Raw genomic sequence first — 16,440 nt, forward strand, 5'->3', positions numbered from 1 at the left:
GGGCCTCTGTCAGCCCTTGGCCGGCGAGGTGTCTTTGACGTCAACCGGAGTCGGTGCCATTTGCAGGTGCAGGCGCTCGCCGGTGTACGGCGAATGCTTGCGCACCACATCCATGTTCAGCTCCACGCCCAGCCCCGGCTCGGCGGACGGGATGATGTAGCCGTCCTCCCACTGCAGCGGCTTCTTCAGGATCTCGGCGTGGAAGCCGCCCCAGGTCTCGATGCTTTCCTGAATCAGGAAGTTCGGTGTGCAGGTCGCCAACTGGAAACTCGCCGCCGCGCCGATCGGGCCGTTGTAAAGATGCGGAGCAATTTGCGCGTAGTAGGCCTCGGCCATGCTGGCGATCTTCTTCGCCTCGAGCAGGCCGCCGCAGCGGGCGACGTTCATCTGCAGAATCGACGCGCCGCCGGCCTGCAGCAGCTTGAAGAATTCGTACTTGGTGGTCAGGCGTTCGCCAGTGGCAATCGGAATGCTGGTCTTGGCCGCGACTTGCGCCATGGCCTCTTCCTGCCCCGGCGGCACCGGCTCTTCGAACCACAGCGGGTCGTACTTTTCCAGACGCCTGGCCAGACGGATTGCCGACGACGGCACCATCTGCCCGTGAGTCCCGAACAGCAGGTCGCACTGGTTGCCCACCGCTTCGCGGATCTTGCGACAGAAGGTTTCACAGCGTTCCAGCACCTGCAGCGAGATCTGGTGCCCGGAGTACGCGGAATATGGGCCGGCCGGGTCGAACTTCAGCGCGGTGAAGCCTTTGTTCATGTTCTCGACGGCGCATTCAGCCGCCAGATCCGGGTCGTCGTAGTCGTATTCGCCACGGCTGTTGACCGGGTACAGGTAGGTGTAGGAGCGCAGGCGTTCGTTGACCTTGCCACCCAGCAACTCGTAGACCGGTTTGTTCGCCGCTTTGCCGATGATGTCCCAGCAGGCCATCTCCAGACCGCTGACCACGCCCATCATGGTCAGGTCGGGACGCTGGGTGAAACCGCTGGAATAGGCCTGACGGAAGAAGCGTTCGATGTGGTGCGGGTCCTGGTTGAGCAGGTAGCGCTCGAACACGTCTTCGATAATCGGCAGCATGGCTTTGGGACCGAACGTCGCCGCGTAGATCTCGCCCACGCCTTCGATGCCGCAATCGGTCTTGAGCTTGACGAACAGCCAGTACATGCCGCCGATGTGCGGTGGCGGTACGGCGACGATATGGGTTTCAAGGGCGATGATTTTCATGTCAGGCACCTGCTTTATCTGAAGTTTTGCGATTGATTCGGGCACGCAGGGTCACGGCCGCCAGGGTGCCGATCAGACCAACGGAGGCGATGTAACCGAAGTACAGCTTGTAGCCGAGGGCGCCGGGGAAGTGCTCGGTGAGGTAGCCATTGATCAACGGGATGAAGGCATCCGGCATGTAGCCGACCACCGAAACGATGCCGATGGCCAGGCCGGTGATGCGCAGCGGAATGTTGCAGCTGTCGAGAATCGCCCAGTACAAACCGCGAATTGCGTAAGTCATCAGGCCAATGAAAATCACCGTGGCGATCAGCAAACCCATACTGTTGAGCGCCGGGAATACGATCAGCCCGACAATCGCCAGACTCGCCAGCAACAGCGCGACGATCAGCACCGAAATGTTCGAGAACTTGTCCCCCAGCCAGCCGCCGCCGATGCCGCCGATGGGGCGCATCCACAGCTTGATGGTGGTGATGGTGCCGGCCATGACCGCGGTCAGGCCGCTGCCTTGCAAGTAGTCCGAGAAACTGTAGGTCGCCCAGAAGATGTGATAGCCGCAGAACACGATGGCGGTGACCAGCCACAGCTCGGGAATTTTCACCAGCGTCGCCAGATCGGTGAGCAGGTTGAACTTGCCCTTCTCCACCGGCGGCGTGTCCGCCATCGACTTCGGATCCTTGATCAGCACCAGCACACAGCCGATGGCGATACAGGTGAAGGCATAGAGATAGACCACATGCCTGAAGCCTTCGGCAGTGGACTCACCACGGGTTTCGGTGGCGAAGGCGAACAGCGCCAGGGCAACCGTCGCCAGCAACGCCTCGACCAGACCGCGACCACCGTCGAGGATGCCGAAAAAGCGCCCTTGCTCGGTAGGGTGAGCAATCATCTTCACCCGCTTGAGCACCGACGCCCAGAAGGTCAAACCGGTGGTCAGGCCCCAGCAACCGAAGATGATCATCAGCCCGGTCATCGATGGCGCCGTCGAATACCACAGGCCTAAAGCGCCGGTCGCCACCAGCGAGAAGAAAATCAGAAAGCGTGGCGCAATGCGATCCGCCAACCAGCCGCTGGGCAAGTAGCTGAGGAGGAAAATCGTGCCGAGCATCGAGTACAGATAGCCCAGTTCACTTTGGTTGATCTGGAACACTTCGAGCATCGTGGTCTGGTAGACCTGACGCAGGTACAGAATCGGATAGATCGCACCGGCGGCCAGCACCAGCAACATCAATTGGAAATAGCGACTTCCCTTGTCGCTCCGGCTTTTCACAGCCGAGTTGGAACCCTGAACAGCGGCAGCAGAGGATGCATGCTTGGACATTGAAGTGACCTCGGGCAACCCGTGCTCCGGGCGCCCCTGATAATTGTTTTTATAGGTGCAGCATGAGGCGTGTTGCGGTGTTTCAGTACTTCATGACCACGAGTCGGGTCTGGGTGAATTCGAGCATCCCGTGCTTGCCGTCATCACCGCCCAGGCCCGAGCGTTTCCAACCGGCGTGGTAGCCCTGATACGGGTCGGCCGGGGTGCGATTGACGTACAACTCGCCGGCCTCGATGGCGTTGGCGACTTTCTGCGCGGTGCGGTAGTTCTCGGTGTAGAGCACCGACGACAGGCCGAACTGGTGGTCGTTGGCCATGGACAATGCTTCGTCGATGTCGCGGTACTTGAGCACCGGCAGCACCGGACCGAAGATTTCATCCTGGACGATTTCCATGTCCTGGCGGCAGTGGCTGAGCAGGGTCGGCGGATAGAAATGCCCCGGGCCTTGCGGCAACACACCACCACTTTCGAGCACCGCGCCGTCGGCCATGGCACGCTCGACCATGGCGTGAATGTTCCGCTGCGAACTGGCGTTGACCAGTGGTCCCATCAGGCTCGCATCGGTGGCGCGGTCACCGAATTTCACCTCGGCGATTTTGGCCTTGAGCAGCGCGAGGAATCGGTCGTGGACACTTTCCTGCACGTAGACTCTTTCCACCGCCGTGCACAACTGCCCGCAGTGGGTGGTCTTGGAGGCGATGATCGCGCTGGCGGCGGCTTCGAGGTCGGCATCGGCTTCGATGATGGCCGGCGTCTTGCCGCCCAGCTCCAGCGACGGCTTGGCGATATTGGCCTTGCAGTAATCGAGCACGATGCGCCCGGCGTTGACGCTGCCCGTCAGCGTAATCAAGCCAACAGCCTTATGCGTGCACACCGTGGCAGCGGTGGCGTGATCCATGGTCAGAATATTGATCACCCCGGCCGGCATGCCCGACTGCTGCACCGCTTTGGCGATTTCGAATGCCGAGGTCGGGGTGTTGTTGCTCGGGCGCACCACCACGGTGTTGCCGGCAATCAGCGCCGGGGCAATTTTGCGCAGCAAGGTATAGACCGGGTAGTTGAACGGAATCAGGCACGCGACGACGCCGATCGGCTCGCGATGCAGAAACAGGTTTTCGTCGGGGCTGTCGCTGGGGATGATCTCGCCTTCGATGCGCCGCGCCCACTCGGCGTGGTAACGGGTGATCTGCGCGGCATAGCGTGCTTCGTTGCTCGCGTCGCTGAGACTCTTGCCGGACTCGGCGGCGAGCGCGGCGCCGATGGACTCGGCACGCTCCTCAAGCGCGGTGGCGAATGCGCGCAAGTGTTCGGCGCGCTCGATGCTGGTCAGTTTGCCCCAGACTTTTTGTGCGGCCGCCGCGGCATCCACGGCGGCGGTGGCTTCTTCGGCGGTGGCAGCCGAGACATGGCCGAGCAGCGCTTCAGTGGCGGGGTTGTACACCGCGATCATTGCCGCGCTGGCCGGCTCGATGAAGTGGCCGTTTACAAAGTTTCGCTCGATTCGCATGTGCATCGCCCATCGTTTGTTTTTATCAATGCCACCAGTCTTGTCATCGGTGGCGGGTTGAACAAACGATTTAAAGGGCGGGGAAACATTCGAAAAATGCAGGTTACCTTCACATAAGCACACATCCCCTGCAGGCGTGAGCCTGCTCGCGACGGCGGTCTGACTGTGACGTACAGGTGACTGACACACCGCTTTCGCGAGCAAGCTCGCTCCCACAGGGGATTGGGGGTGTGTCAGGTGGCTGCGGTCGAAGGCTCCAGTTGGCGCTGCGCCAGCCAGATTTCCTCCTGCAGCCATTGCGCAAACACCTGCAACTGCGGCATCTCGGTCTGCTCCGGGCGGGTCACCAGCCAGTACGACTGGTGCCCTTCCACATACACATTCAGCACTTGCGTCAATTGCCCGCTGGCCAGTTCCGCCGCAACCATGTGCCAGTCGGCAATGGTGATCCCCAGACCATCGGTCGCTGCCTGAATCGCCAGGTCCAGCAAATCGAATTCGTAACCGCCCTGGGTATCGACGCCACTGATGTGCGCCGCGTCCAGCCAGTGCTTCCAGGTCAGGTAACGCTGATCCTCCTTGGCCAGCACATGCAGCAGGGTCAGGCGATTGAGGTCGATGCCCTGTTCGCTTCCCTCCCGTGCATACAGCGATGGCGCGCACACCGCGATATGCCGCTCCTGGATCAACAGCGAACTGTCGAGACCGTCCCACTCGCCGTCGCCAAAGCGGATCGCGCAATCGAGGGTACTGGTTTCCGCCAGGCTGTCCTGCAAGCGCGTGGTGATGCTCAGTTCCAGCTCCGGGTGCTGCTCGCGCAAACGCCCGAGGCGTGGCATCAGCCAGCGACTGGTGAAGGTCGGCGGTGCGTTGATGTGCAGACGGTTGGAGTGGGTTTTCTGCTGGATGCTGCGCACCGTCAGCTCGATCTTGTCGAACGACTGATGCAGTGCCCGCAGCAGGATCTTGCCGGCGGCGGTCAGCTCCAGATGGTGATGACGGCGCTCCAGCAGACTTTCGCCGAGTTGCTCTTCCAGTTGCCGCACCTGACGGCTGACCGCACTCTGGGTGACATTGAGCAGCTCGGCGGCGCGGGTGAAGCTGCCGGTGCTGCCGGCCACTTCGAACGCCTTGAGCGCGTTCAGGCCGGGCATTTTGCGTTTCATATCAAGGCACTCGAAAACCACTGACAAGTTGCAGAGCATCCCATGAGCGTACCGGACTGTCCTACAGGATTTTTTGAGTAACATGCATTCGATGCAGGTTTGCGCATCGTTTTTATCGTTTGTCCCACGCCCGGCGGATGGCAAGACTGCGCGGCATCTCTAATAAAAACAATCGAGAGCCGCTCCATGCCCTTCTCTGCTTCCTTGCGTTTGCGCACCACCTCTATCGTCCTGTTCTGCAGCGTTGCCGCTCCGGCGATGGCCGTGCAAGTTACCGACAACCTCGACCTGGGTGGCGCCATTCGTGCGCGCTGGGACCTGGACCCGGATCGCGACATTCAGAAGTTCGGTCTCGATACGGTTTTTCTCAGCGCCAAGTACAACTCCGATTCCTGGATCGGCGAGGCGCAATACCGCTTCTATGGTCGCTCCTACCCCTACCAGTACACGAAAAATTACGGCGACATTCAGTTCGCCAAATTCGCCTGGGTCGGCTACAAATTCAACCCGGACCAGCAGGTGCAGGTCGGCCTGAACACCGTGCCGTTCGGCTTGCAGCCGTACTTTGGCAGCACCTTCTACGAGACCCTGGGCAACGTCATCGGCCTCGAAGACGTGCAACAGGTCGGCGCCAAATACATTCAGCAAAGCGGCGACTGGAATATCCAGGCCGGTTACTACCTGCGCCCGGCGTGGCAAGGCAAAGGCACCAGCAAGGGCGTGACCTACTCCAGCGTCGTGTCCGAAGCCGACAGCTACGTGGCTGACGGCAGCGCCAACCAGGAACGCAACACCTTGGTGCTGCGCGTGGCGAAAGCGCTGGATCTGGGCCCGTGGAAGTCCGAAGTGGGGATCTCCGGCCTGACCTCGACCCTGGAAAACAAGGACACCGATAACGACGGTCGGCGCAACGCCGTGGCCGTGCACTACCTGGGCAAGAACGGCCCGTGGGGCGTGCAGTTGCAGGCGGCACGTCAGCAGATGTCGCCGCGCAATGCCGGCACCGATGAGCTGGTGACCCTCGGCGGTTACGACGGCACTTACAACGTCGCCAGTCGCGGCAATCTGTACGTGGCGGATCTGAGTTACGACGTGGCCGGCAAATACCTTTTCGATCAGATCAGCGGGGTCAGGCTTTACGCCAACTACAGCGCCTTCGACAAATCCGCCAGCGGCTTCAAGACCTCACAGCGAATGATCCTCGGCAGCTCGTTTTCAGTGAGCAAATTGTGGGTGGCGACCGAGTGGCTGTTTGGCAAGAACGATCCGTACATCGGTGGCAGCAGCTACACCCAGAGCCTGGGCGCGGGTGGGCTGGATCAGTGGGAAAATCAGGTGTATGTGAACGTCGGGTATTACTTCTGATCCGGATTTTACTGCGCCTGAAAGTCAGCCTTCGCGAGCAAGCCCGCTCCCACAATGGATTTATGTCAGGCACAAAACCTGTGGGAGCGGGCTTGCTCGCGAAGGCGTCCTGCCAAACAACACTTGCATCCGTTCCTCACCAATAGTCAGATAACCCCTACCAACAAAACCTACAAAAATAAAACCGAGCCACACGCTCGACCTGGGGTCCTACCTCCATGCGTCAACTGCCCTCGCTCAACACCCTGCGCGTGTTCGAAGAAGTCGCGCGGCATCGCAGTTTCAGTCAGGCCGCACTCGGCCTGAACGTCACCCAGGGCGCAGTCAGTCGCCAGATCAAACAACTCGAAGACTACCTCGGTGTCGCGCTGTTCGTGCGCACGCCGCAAGGCCTGTCGCTGACCGAGGCCGGCAGCAATCTAAAACCGCATCTGGCCGAAGCCTTCGACCACATGGAGCGCGCCCTGCAAGCCATTCGCGTGCCCAACCTGCGTCAGCGCCTGCGTGTGCTGGCGCCACCGACCTGGGCCACGCGCTGGCTGTCGCCACACCTGCGCGCCTTCTGCCAGCGCTACCCGGACATCAGCCTCAGCGTGACCAATCAGGCCAGCCACGACAGCCTCGCCGAGATCGATTGCCACATCCGTTTCGGCCTCGCGGCGTCCCCCCAGTGCGCCAGCCAGTTACTGGTGATGGAACGGCACATCGCCGTCGCCAGCCCGGAGTTGTTCAACGGCGCTCAGCCGCCGGATCTGCGGCAATTTCCGCTGCTGCACATCCTGCACGACGGCAAGCGTTTGCAGATCTGGGAGAACTGGCTGGCGGCCATGGGCCGCGATGATGTCGATGCCGGACAAGGCCTGGAATTCAGCACCCTGGATCAGGTGATCCACACCGCACTGGCCGGCGGTGGTCTGGCCGTGATCGACCGGCAGATGATCGAAAAGGAACTGGCCAACGGCAGCCTGCTGCCGATCACCCCGATTGAAGTGATCGGCCCTTATGGTTATTGGCTGGATGTGGCGAATGACAAGCAGGGTTTGTCGAAGGTGAAGCTGTTTACCGAGTGGCTGAGTCTGGTGAGCAGTCCCTGACATGTAGGAGCTGCCGCAGGCTGCGATCTTTTGATCTTCAAAAGCAAAATCAAAAGATCGCAGCCTGCGGCAGCTCCTACAGGGTTCGATGGCACGCCGTCAGATCGGGGCGACTTTACTCACCGCAATCGAACTCCCCTCCACCGGACTCTGCGCCTTGCACGCCTGACTCAAGGTCAGCGACTTGGTCTCCGGCGCCCACGCCCACGACAGCCATGCGCCAATCGCCAGGATCGCCGCAAGAATGCCCATGGTCGGACTGAGGCCGATCCCCGCCACACTCACCGGCAACAGAAAGGTGCTGATCGCCGAGCCCAGACGACTGACCGCCGTCGCCAGACCAATGCCGCTGGCGCGCACTTCAGTGGGGAAGCTCTCGGCCGGGAACACCCCGACCAGATTGCTCACTGCCGACAGCACCAGGGTAAACACGCCGAACACCAGCACCATCAGCCACGCTGCACTGCCCGGCAACACCGCCAGCAGAAACAGCGCCACCGCGAGGATGATGAACGAGTTGATCAGGAAGCCGCGACGGCTGAACTTGATCGTGCACCAGATGCCGATCAACGCGCCGAGGATCAGCAGCATGTTCAACATCAGTTCGGTGCCGAAGCCTTCGGCCAGCCCCATCTTCTGCAGGATCGACGGCAAAAAGGTGTAGATCGCAAAGTACGGCATCACGATGCAGACGAAGAACAGGCAGTTGAACGCCGTGCGCTTGCGGTACTCACGACTGAACAGCACCGCATAGCCGGAACGGGTTTCCGTGCTGCGGGTTTCGTCCAGCTCGACGTTGTCGCCCAGATGCTTTTTGACGATCGCCCGCGCCTCGGCGATGCGCCCCTGATTGACCAGCCAGCGCGGCGATTCCGGGGTGCCGATGCGGGCGATCAGAATCAGCGCCGCCGGGATTGCCGACGAAGCAAGCATCCAGCGCCAGGCATCGTCGCCAAGGCTGAGCATGGCCGTGCCGACGAAGGTCGCGGCGACGTAACCGAAGGTCCAGATCACGCTGAACGAACCGAGCAACACACCGCGATGTTTCTTCGGCGAGAACTCCGCCAGCATCGCGTGACCGACGCTGAAATCGCCGCCCAGGCCAATGCCGATCAACACCCGGCAAAGGAACAGGCTCATCGCGCTTTCGACGTAGAACTGCATTACCGAGGCGATGGTGATCAGCACGAAGCTGACCAGGAATATCTTCTGCCGGCCGACCTTGTCCGAGATCCAGCCGAAAAACAGACTGCCGAGAAACAGCCCGATCAACGCCGATGCGCCGATCAATCCCTGCCAGAACGCATCCAGGTGCATCTGCGGGCTGAGCAAGGTGAAGGCGATACCGATCAGGCCGAGGATGTAGCCGTCGGTGAAGTGTGCGCCGAAGGTCAGGCCGGCGATCTTGAGGTGAAACCGGCCGATGGGCAGGTCGTCGATTTTTACCGGTTGAGCGGACATGTTCGTCTCCAATTGTTGTTATTGACGGAGAAACGCAGAGCTCTTGCTTGGTTTATGTGGGAGCGGGCTTGCTCGCGAATGCGGTGTGTCAGTCACCATTTGCTCCAACTGATACAACGCTTTCGCGAGCAAGCCCGCTCCCACATGGAGATCTCGGTGGGGGTCAGAGACCACCCATCAACAGGTATTTGATCTCCAGATAGTCATCCAGACCGTACTTCGAACCCTCGCGCCCGAGGCCCGATTCCTTGATGCCACCGAACGGCGCCACTTCCGTGGAAATGATCCCTTCGTTGATCCCGACCATGCCGGCTTCCAGCCCTTCGGCCATGCGCCAGACCCGACCGATATCGCGGCTGTAGAAGTACGCCGACAAACCGAACGGCGTGTCGTTGGCCCGCTCCAGCACTTCGGCTTCATCCTTGAAGCGGAAACACGCAGCCACCGGGCCGAAGGTTTCGTCCTGGGCGATCAGCATGTCGCCGTTGACTTCGGTGAGGATGGTCGGCTCATAAAAGGTGCCGCCAAGTGCGTGACGACGACCGCCGCACAACAGCGTGGCGCCCTTCTCAAGGGCATCGCTGACATGGCTTTCGACCTTGGCCAATGCGGCGGTGTTGATCAGCGGGCCTTGCTCGGTTTCACCGTCCAGCGCACTGCCGACGCGCATCGCCGCAACCGCTTCGGCAAGCTTGCCGGTGAAGGCTTCGTAGACGCTGTCCTGAATGAAGAAGCGATTCACGCACACGCAGGTCTGCCCGGTGTTGCGGAATTTCGAGGCCATCGCGCCTTTGACTGCCGCGTCCAGATCGGCATCGTCGAAGACGATGAACGGCGCGTTGCCACCCAGTTCCAGCGAGACTTTTTTCAGGGTGTCGGCAGCCTGGCGCATCAGCAGTTTGCCGGTGCGGGTCGAACCGGTGAACGACAGTTTGCGCACGATGCTTGACGCTTGCAGCGCACCGCCAATCGCCACCGCGTCGCCGGAAACGATATTGAATACGCCTGCCGGAATACCCGCCTGTTCCGCCAACACCGCCAGGGCGAACGCCGACAATGGCGTCTCCTCGGACGGTTTGAGAATCATCGTGCAACCGGCCGCCAACGCCGGGCCGACCTTGCGGGTGACCATCGCCAACGGGAAGTTCCACGGGGTGATCGCCGCGACCACGCCGATGGCTTCCTTGACCACGATGATCCGCGCATCGGCCTTGTGGCTGGGGATCACGTCGCCATAGGCACGCTTGGCTTCCTCGCCGAACCACTCGAGGAAACTCGCGGCATAGACCACTTCACCCATGGCCTCGGCCAGCGGTTTGCCCTGCTCGCGACTGAGCAGCGTCGCAAGTTCCTTCTGGTTGGCGAGCATCAGATCGCTCCAGCGTTTCAGGCGCTGGCTGCGTTCCTTGGCGGTGAGCTTGCGCCACGCCGGCAGCGCACGATTGGCCGCATCGATGGCCAGGTGGGTTGCTTCGGCGCCATCCTTTTGCACCTCGGCAATCAGTTCGCCATTGGCCGGGTTGCGCACCGCATAGGTCGCGCCGCCCTGCCCCCACTGGCCGTCGATGAAGTGGCCGTGACGGATCAGATCGCTCATGCCACCGCTCCCTGCAAAGTGAAGCGCTCCAGCCCCGGACGCGCGGTGCGCAGGATGCGTTTGCCGGCGGTGTAATCGTTGATCACGTCGCACGGGGTGTAATTGCGCTCCAGCTCATGCAATTCATCAGCGTCGAGTCTGGTTTCCAGCGCTGCCAGGGCACTGTCGAACTGCGCCGTGGTGTCCGCGCCGACCAGCATGCAATCCACCCCCGGATGGTTGGCCACCCACGCCTGGGCGATCTGCGCGTTCGACACGCCACGGGCGCGGGCCACGCGTTGTACCGAATGCGCGATTTCGAAAGAGGCTTCGTCGCTGTACATCTGCTGGGTGAAGAAGTCGGTCTGGTTGCGGGTCGACTGCACGTCGCCGGTCAGCAGGCCGCGCGCCAGCGGACTGAACACCGAGACGCCGATGCCCTGATCGCGACAGAACGGAATCATCTCGCGCTCTTCTTCGCGATAGGCACAGTTCAGTTGCAGCTGCATGTTGATCGGCTTGACCCAGCCATTGCGCTCGCAGGCCATGAGGATCTTCGCCAGTTGCCCGGTGAGCATGGTCGACACGCCGATGTAGCGGGCCTTGCCGGAGCGCACGATATCGTTCAATGCCGACATGGTTTCCTCGACCGGGGTGTTCACGTCGAAGTAATGCAGCATGAACACGTCGACGTAATCCATGTCCAGACGCTTCAGCGATGCATCGATGCTGTCCATGATGTGTTTGCGTGAATGGCCGCTGGCATTGATCCCGCTGCGGGTGCCATAGCCGACCTTGGTGGTGATCACCAGGTCTTCGCGACGGGCCAGACGCTTGACGATGCGCCCCACCACTTCCTCGCCGACGCCGGCAGAATAGAAGTCCGCCAGATCGATGAAATTCACGCCGTTGTCCAGCGCGTGAGCGACGATCGGCTCGCTCTGTTTTTCGTTGAAGATCCACGGTTTCCAGTCCGGGGTGCCCATGTTCATGGTGCCCAGGCACAGGCGGGAAACTTGCAGGCCGGAGTTGCCCAAACGGATGTATTGCATGGCGCGGACCTCAGGCTTTTGGCGTGTAGAAAGGGTTGCTGATGTGGTTGACCACATCGGCCAGTTGCGCGGTTTCCGGCTTGCCGGTCAGGGCGGCGCGGATCGCGGTGCGGCAGGCGTTGTAGTTGTTCAGGTACACCGCATCGAGGTCGTCGCAGGCCGGGTTGACCCAGTTGGCGGTAACGATGGCCCACTCGTCTTCGGCTTCCGGCGGCAAGGTGCCGTCGAGCAGTGCTTCGAGCACGGCTTTGGCGATCCCGGCCTGCGATGCGCCCCAGGTGGCGTTGCCGTGCAGGTCACTGCTGATTGCGGCCTTGTTCACATACAGGGTCATCGGCTTGACCGGGATGTTCGGCTGGGCGATCACCATGAACGGGCAATGGCCCTGACTTGGCGATGCCAGGCTGTTGGCGAACGCCTGCCCGGCCGGGCCGTTGCGCGGTCCGATCAGGATATTGATGTGTGCGGCGTTCACGCCCGGGCCTTCGAAACCTTCACCGATGTACAGGTCGAGTTCTTTCATCAGTCATTACTCTTGTGCGATACGAGGGATGTTCGATAGCTCACACGGGCCGAATGGCCGGTGCGCTCAATAACGGGCGTGGGGAGGTGCGGCGGGGAAAATGGGACATGGCTGCAAACGCTCTCTGGTTGTTATTGATGAGCTGTGTTTGCGATTTTTTAACACCGGGGCTGATGCGGGCTGTAACCATTAAAAATCATGGGGCCATGAGTTTTGCTCATAGCCTGGGGGCACAGCATCGCGGCCTGCGGAAAAAAGCAAAAAAAAAGCAGAAACCGGCGATACGGTTTCTGCTTTTTTTTGCGGCTGGCTGCTAAAACTGAAGCGCTGCGTCAGAGGCAGTCACGCACCGATTTGCGCAATGACCCGGACTTGGCCCATGGCGGTCCCTGATACAACGAGACCCGGCTGCCGTCCTTGTATTTGATGATGTCGAGAATCTCGTCGGCGGTGACGAGGCTCGGTGCCTTGATCCGGTAGCCATTGGAAATGGACGTCTGCGTGGTCTTCGGAATGTCCTGCTGCCACAACGGCAACAAGCACGCGGCATAGTCTTTAGGCGCTTTGGTGGTGGTCTTGCTGAGATTTGGCTCACCCGGTACCAGCGACGCTGGCAATGAGCACCCTGCCAGTAATGCCAACGCCAAAATCCCGATCCATATCCGCATGGTGTTTCCCTGATCTGAAAAAAAGCGAATGTAACGTGTAACCGGGTGTACATCCACAGCGGACCACGCCCATACGGGAAATTGGACAAATATTTACACACGTTCCGCCGGGTGACAGACGAGCTGTAAAACATCGCCCGCAAATGCGGCTACTCTGTTCTACCGAGAATGTTCCGGAGGTGATCATGCGGCTCAATGAATACGAACACGAACTTCAGCGCGACCTGCAAGCCGTTGCATCGGATCTGAGATGGTCGGCGGTCGACCTCAAACGCATTGCCGAACAGCTGCGCAAGAATGGCAATGAAGCGGATGCCCAGGCGGTCCTGAGGTCTTGCGAGGTGCTGCAGAGTGATGAAGAACGATTGCAGTCATATGCCAAGGAAGTGAAAACCCGCTCCATCAGCCGAACCAAAGTTCACTGATACCGACCTTGCCCTCAACAAGAGCCCCGGCAAGTAACGGGGCTCTTTCGTTACATTTGCATCAACTCGCGGTGTGACTTCGCGCCCGCGCCAAGCGTTGTCTGTAGCCCGGCAACGCAGCGGCATAGGCCATTGATTCTTCTCTGCTACCAAACGATGCAAGCCGCACGCCCTGGCTGCAAACCGCCACGGGCCGTTACTTCGCAGCCAGCGATGTGCCAAATCGCTGGCACTTTCAGCCACGCCAAACGCTCAAAGAACCCGAGGGAACCTATAAACCGGGGCCCGGCTCGAATATTGCAGTTTTGTTTCATTAATGTGACAAGCAGTGAACAGGTAACAGATGAAAGTACGCGCAACCGTCATTTGCGAGCAGGAACGACACGTTCTCCTGGTGCGCAAACCCCATTGTCGCTGGACATTGCCCGGCGGCAAGGTCGAGCCTGGGGAAACCAAGGCCGCAGCGGCGATGCGCGAGTTGCAGGAAGAAACGGCGCTGAAGGCCGAACAAATGTTGTATCTGATGGAACTGCGCAGTGGTAGCACGCAGCATCATGTCTACGAGGCCTCAGTGCCCGACCTTGAGCAGTTGCGCCCGCAAAACGAGATCACCGAGTGCATCTGGCATCCGCTGGACGCGGTGCAGAATCTGCCCACCAGCGACGCGACGTTGCGCATCGTGCAGGCGTTTCAGCGGCGCTTGTGAGGTTTCAACCGGCGAATGCCCGGCGCCCGGCGCTCATTTCCGTGCGCAATTCACCAATGAAGTTGGAAATATCGCGGATCGTCACCAGATGTTCCGGCGACACGCCATTGAGCAACAACTCGACTCGACCGGAGTCAGGCTCGTAGACCTTGATCCGCAGCAGTCCCTGCTCCACTTGTGTGCATTCGCATTCAAGCGACGGAAAGCCGGATTCGACAATCCGGCAAATGTCGGCAATGGCTAGCATGAGCGCACGCCTCGCAGGCGATGAGTCGGTCGACCCGATGAGCATAGATGAGCCGTCGGCAACCTGCCGCCCCGGCAACTGCCAACCCGATCACATTTTCAGCGCAGGCTCAGTGGGCGTCGCGATCCCAGATCCAGTTCCACATCCCCGGCAATTGCACCGCATCCGAACTTTGCTGAACCGTGCGCGCCAACGCCGCTTTCTGCAGCGCCGCGCGATCATCGTAGAACGGTTTGTCCGCCAGCCTCACACCAGTGGCGGCGGCACTGTCGAGCAGGATCTGCAGGTATTCGCGGGTGTGCCGCGCGGTGTAACGGTTGAGGTCATGAAAGGTCACCACCACCGGAATCACCCCGTCCACGGTAGGGAATTCGCCGAGGGCAATTCGCTCGCGGACTTCCGATAGCTGGCGCAGCATGTTCGCCCGACGTCGGGGGCTGGCATTGAAGCCCCAGATCTTGCCGTCGTTGGCGCTCAAATCGGTCAGCAATACATGCAGGCCGTGCTGTTGATAAGCGGCGAAGGTGCGCTTGTCGTAATTCCAGAATGGCGGGCGCAGCAGGATCGGCGCAGCTCCAGTAATCGCGGCGATATCCGCCGTGCCGTTGCTCAACGACTGCTCCAGCTCTTGCGGATCGAGCGAGCGATGATTGGTGTGCCAATGGGTGGCGGTGTGGAATCCGAGGATGTGCCCTTCGGCGTGCTCGCGCCGCATGATCCCGCGACCGATTTCACTGTTGCCCGCACGCGGCGCACGGGTCTGGACGAAGAACACCGCTTTGATGTCCGGTTGCACCGGGTTGACCTTCAGGCTGTCGAGCACTGTCGCCGAAGGGTTCCAGAAACTCGAAGCGCTAGGGCCATCGTCGAAGGTCAGCAGAAAGCGCACCGGTGCCTGGGCCTTGAGCCGGGTTTCGGTTTGCGTGGTCATCTCGATGGGCGCGGCAATGCAGCCGGCCAACCCAAAGGCGATGGCCGCTGCACAGATAAGTTTGAACGCGTGTTTCATGTTTTGCCTTGCGCCTGACCCTTGCGGCCCTGTTGTCGACTGGCAAAACTCCCTCGCCCTGATCCATCCCTGCACCCGGCCTCGCGAGCCAAGTGTGGATAGGGTACACAGGCTTTGGTTACGGCGCTCGCTCAGTCGGCCAATGCCCGCTGAAACGAGGTATCGATGACCCCGGCGGTAGCCAGCGGCGCCGGCAGTGCCTTGACCTTGAACAGGAAGTCCGCGGTGCCCTGCAGGTCTGCCGCCGCCTGTTGATCCACCGGCCCGACGGTCATGTGCGCCTGGCGCAACCAGTGTCGCGAGACTTCCTGATCGAGGTTGGCCTTCTTCGCCCACAAGTCTGCGTATTCGTCGGTATGGCTGTCGACCCAGGCTCGAGCGCGCTTCAAACGTCCGAGAAAATCGGCGATCGCTGCGCGTTTGCTGTCGATCGACGGCGCCGACGCAGCAATCGCGCTGAGGCCCGGCATCAGGTTTTTCGCGGTGAGAATCGGCCGCGCACCGGAGAACACGATTTGCTGGGAGATGTACGGTTCCCACACCGGGAAGGCATCAATGCTGCCCTGCGGCAACGCAGCCGCCGCATCGATTGGCATCAGCTTGACGAAATCGACGTAATTTTCCGGCAGACCGCCCTGCTCCAGGGCACGCAAGGTCAACTGCTGACTCCAGGCGCCGGGCCAGTAGGCGACTTTCTTGCCCTTCAGATCAGCAATGGTTTTCACCGGCGAATCTTTCGGCACCAGTAATGCGATGGTGTCCGGGTTTTGTCGCGACACTCCGATCAGTTTTACCGGCGCCTGTTTGGCGGCGAGAAACAGGAAACCCGAATCGCCCAGAAAACCCAGATCCAGCGACCCGGTCTGCAACGCCTCGGCCAATGGCGCAGCGGCCTGGAAATGCTTCCAGTCAACGGTATAAGGCGCGTCCTTCAACACGCCCGAGGCTTCCACCGAAGCGCGAATGTTGTAGTAGTTCTGATCACCGACATGCAGTACCACCGGCTCGGCGGCGTAGGCAAGCGGTGCGGCGAACAGGGCGATCATCAGTGTGCTGCGGAGCAAACGGGAGAGCTTCATGGGAGGTCCTGCGA

Annotated in this window: 17 protein-coding genes and 1 pseudogene; 5 read left to right on the plus strand and 13 right to left on the minus strand. The window is 60.7% G+C overall.

Annotated features, from left to right (window positions below):
- Window positions 1-9: 9 nt before the first annotated feature.
- From NTD85_RS12775 to NTD85_RS12790, 4 genes are all read right to left on the minus strand, one after another.
- The gene (locus tag NTD85_RS12775) at window positions 10-1,227 is read right to left on the minus strand and encodes a mandelate racemase/muconate lactonizing enzyme family protein (protein ID WP_262142318.1); all 1,218 of its coding nucleotides are present in this window, start codon (window positions 1,225-1,227) and stop codon (window positions 10-12) included.
- A gap of 1 nt (window position 1,228) precedes the next feature.
- Window positions 1,229-2,548 carry an MFS transporter gene (locus NTD85_RS12780; protein ID WP_262142319.1) on the minus strand — a complete coding sequence of 440 codons (1,320 nt, stop codon included), beginning with the start codon at window positions 2,546-2,548 and terminating at the stop codon, window positions 1,229-1,231.
- An 82-nt stretch (window positions 2,549-2,630) separates the two neighbouring features.
- Window positions 2,631-4,055 carry an aldehyde dehydrogenase gene (aldA, locus tag NTD85_RS12785; protein ID WP_262142320.1) on the minus strand — a complete coding sequence of 475 codons (1,425 nt, stop codon included), beginning with the start codon at window positions 4,053-4,055 and terminating at the stop codon, window positions 2,631-2,633.
- 233 nt (window positions 4,056-4,288) lie between these two features.
- On the minus strand, window positions 4,289-5,221 hold the full coding sequence (locus NTD85_RS12790) for a LysR substrate-binding domain-containing protein (RefSeq protein WP_262142321.1): 933 nt from the start codon (window positions 5,219-5,221) through the stop codon (window positions 4,289-4,291).
- A 186-nt stretch (window positions 5,222-5,407) separates the two neighbouring features.
- Between NTD85_RS12790 and NTD85_RS12795 the strand changes: the two genes are divergently transcribed.
- Together NTD85_RS12795 and NTD85_RS12800 are read left to right on the plus strand one after the other, a co-directional pair.
- The gene (locus tag NTD85_RS12795) at window positions 5,408-6,586 is read left to right on the plus strand and encodes a hypothetical protein (RefSeq protein WP_262142322.1); all 1,179 of its coding nucleotides are present in this window, start codon (window positions 5,408-5,410) and stop codon (window positions 6,584-6,586) included.
- A 218-nt stretch (window positions 6,587-6,804) separates the two neighbouring features.
- The gene (locus NTD85_RS12800) at window positions 6,805-7,680 is read left to right on the plus strand and encodes a LysR substrate-binding domain-containing protein (protein ID WP_262142323.1); all 876 of its coding nucleotides are present in this window, start codon (window positions 6,805-6,807) and stop codon (window positions 7,678-7,680) included.
- Window positions 7,681-7,779: 99 nt separating this feature from the next.
- Here the strand turns inward: NTD85_RS12800 and NTD85_RS12805 are convergent, their stop codons facing one another.
- The 4 genes from NTD85_RS12805 to fae form a co-directional block, all read right to left on the minus strand.
- Window positions 7,780-9,141: an MFS transporter gene (locus NTD85_RS12805; RefSeq protein ID WP_262142324.1), complete on the minus strand. Its 1,362-nt coding sequence runs from the start codon at window positions 9,139-9,141 to the stop codon at window positions 7,780-7,782.
- Window positions 9,142-9,304: 163 nt separating this feature from the next.
- Complete coding sequence (locus tag NTD85_RS12810; RefSeq protein WP_103521400.1) at window positions 9,305-10,738, minus strand: NAD-dependent succinate-semialdehyde dehydrogenase; 1,434 nt, start codon at window positions 10,736-10,738, stop codon at window positions 9,305-9,307.
- A complete protein-coding gene (locus NTD85_RS12815; protein WP_003225908.1) occupies window positions 10,735-11,769 on the minus strand; it encodes an aldo/keto reductase in 1,035 nt (344 codons plus the stop codon). Before NTD85_RS12815 ends, NTD85_RS12810 begins: the two co-directional genes overlap by 4 nt.
- Before the next feature lie 10 nt (window positions 11,770-11,779).
- Window positions 11,780-12,292: a formaldehyde-activating enzyme gene (fae, locus tag NTD85_RS12820; RefSeq protein ID WP_008043405.1), complete on the minus strand. Its 513-nt coding sequence runs from the start codon at window positions 12,290-12,292 to the stop codon at window positions 11,780-11,782.
- A 107-nt stretch (window positions 12,293-12,399) separates the two neighbouring features.
- Here fae and NTD85_RS12825 point away from each other — a divergent pair, with 107 nt between their 5' ends.
- Window positions 12,400-12,609 (plus strand): hypothetical protein, encoded by a 210-nt coding sequence (locus NTD85_RS12825; protein ID WP_262142325.1) that lies wholly within the window; start codon window positions 12,400-12,402, stop codon window positions 12,607-12,609.
- A 15-nt stretch (window positions 12,610-12,624) separates the two neighbouring features.
- Here NTD85_RS12825 and NTD85_RS12830 read toward each other — a convergent pair whose 3' ends face one another.
- A complete protein-coding gene (locus NTD85_RS12830; RefSeq protein WP_103484181.1) occupies window positions 12,625-12,960 on the minus strand; it encodes a hypothetical protein in 336 nt (111 codons plus the stop codon).
- A 185-nt stretch (window positions 12,961-13,145) separates the two neighbouring features.
- On the opposite strand from NTD85_RS12830, the gene NTD85_RS12835 reads away from it, so the two are divergent.
- Window positions 13,146-13,385, plus strand: a complete 240-nt coding sequence (locus NTD85_RS12835) for a hypothetical protein (protein WP_003225914.1) — start codon at window positions 13,146-13,148, stop codon at window positions 13,383-13,385.
- A gap of 61 nt (window positions 13,386-13,446) precedes the next feature.
- On the opposite strand, the pseudogene NTD85_RS12840 reads toward NTD85_RS12835, so the two are convergent.
- A pseudogene (locus tag NTD85_RS12840) lies at window positions 13,447-13,628 on the minus strand (DUF2188 domain-containing protein).
- A gap of 100 nt (window positions 13,629-13,728) precedes the next feature.
- Between NTD85_RS12840 and NTD85_RS12845 the strand changes: the two are divergent.
- Window positions 13,729-14,091 (plus strand): NUDIX hydrolase, encoded by a 363-nt coding sequence (locus NTD85_RS12845; RefSeq protein WP_103484182.1) that lies wholly within the window; start codon window positions 13,729-13,731, stop codon window positions 14,089-14,091.
- A 4-nt stretch (window positions 14,092-14,095) separates the two neighbouring features.
- On the opposite strand, the gene NTD85_RS12850 is transcribed toward NTD85_RS12845, so the two are convergent.
- The 3 genes from NTD85_RS12850 to NTD85_RS12860 form a co-directional block, all read right to left on the minus strand.
- On the minus strand, window positions 14,096-14,338 hold the full coding sequence (locus tag NTD85_RS12850) for a DUF1652 domain-containing protein (RefSeq protein WP_003225919.1): 243 nt from the start codon (window positions 14,336-14,338) through the stop codon (window positions 14,096-14,098).
- Between the two features lie 109 nt (window positions 14,339-14,447).
- The gene (locus tag NTD85_RS12855; protein ID WP_262142326.1) at window positions 14,448-15,347 is read right to left on the minus strand and encodes a polysaccharide deacetylase family protein; all 900 of its coding nucleotides are present in this window, start codon (window positions 15,345-15,347) and stop codon (window positions 14,448-14,450) included.
- A gap of 131 nt (window positions 15,348-15,478) precedes the next feature.
- Window positions 15,479-16,426 (minus strand): ABC transporter substrate-binding protein, encoded by a 948-nt coding sequence (locus NTD85_RS12860; protein WP_262142327.1) that lies wholly within the window; start codon window positions 16,424-16,426, stop codon window positions 15,479-15,481.
- Window positions 16,427-16,440 lie beyond the last annotated feature (14 nt).

Source organism: Pseudomonas sp. 13B_3.2_Bac1 (assembly GCF_025466205.1).
Taxonomy (GTDB): Bacteria; Pseudomonadota; Gammaproteobacteria; order Pseudomonadales; family Pseudomonadaceae; genus Aquipseudomonas; species Aquipseudomonas fluorescens_H.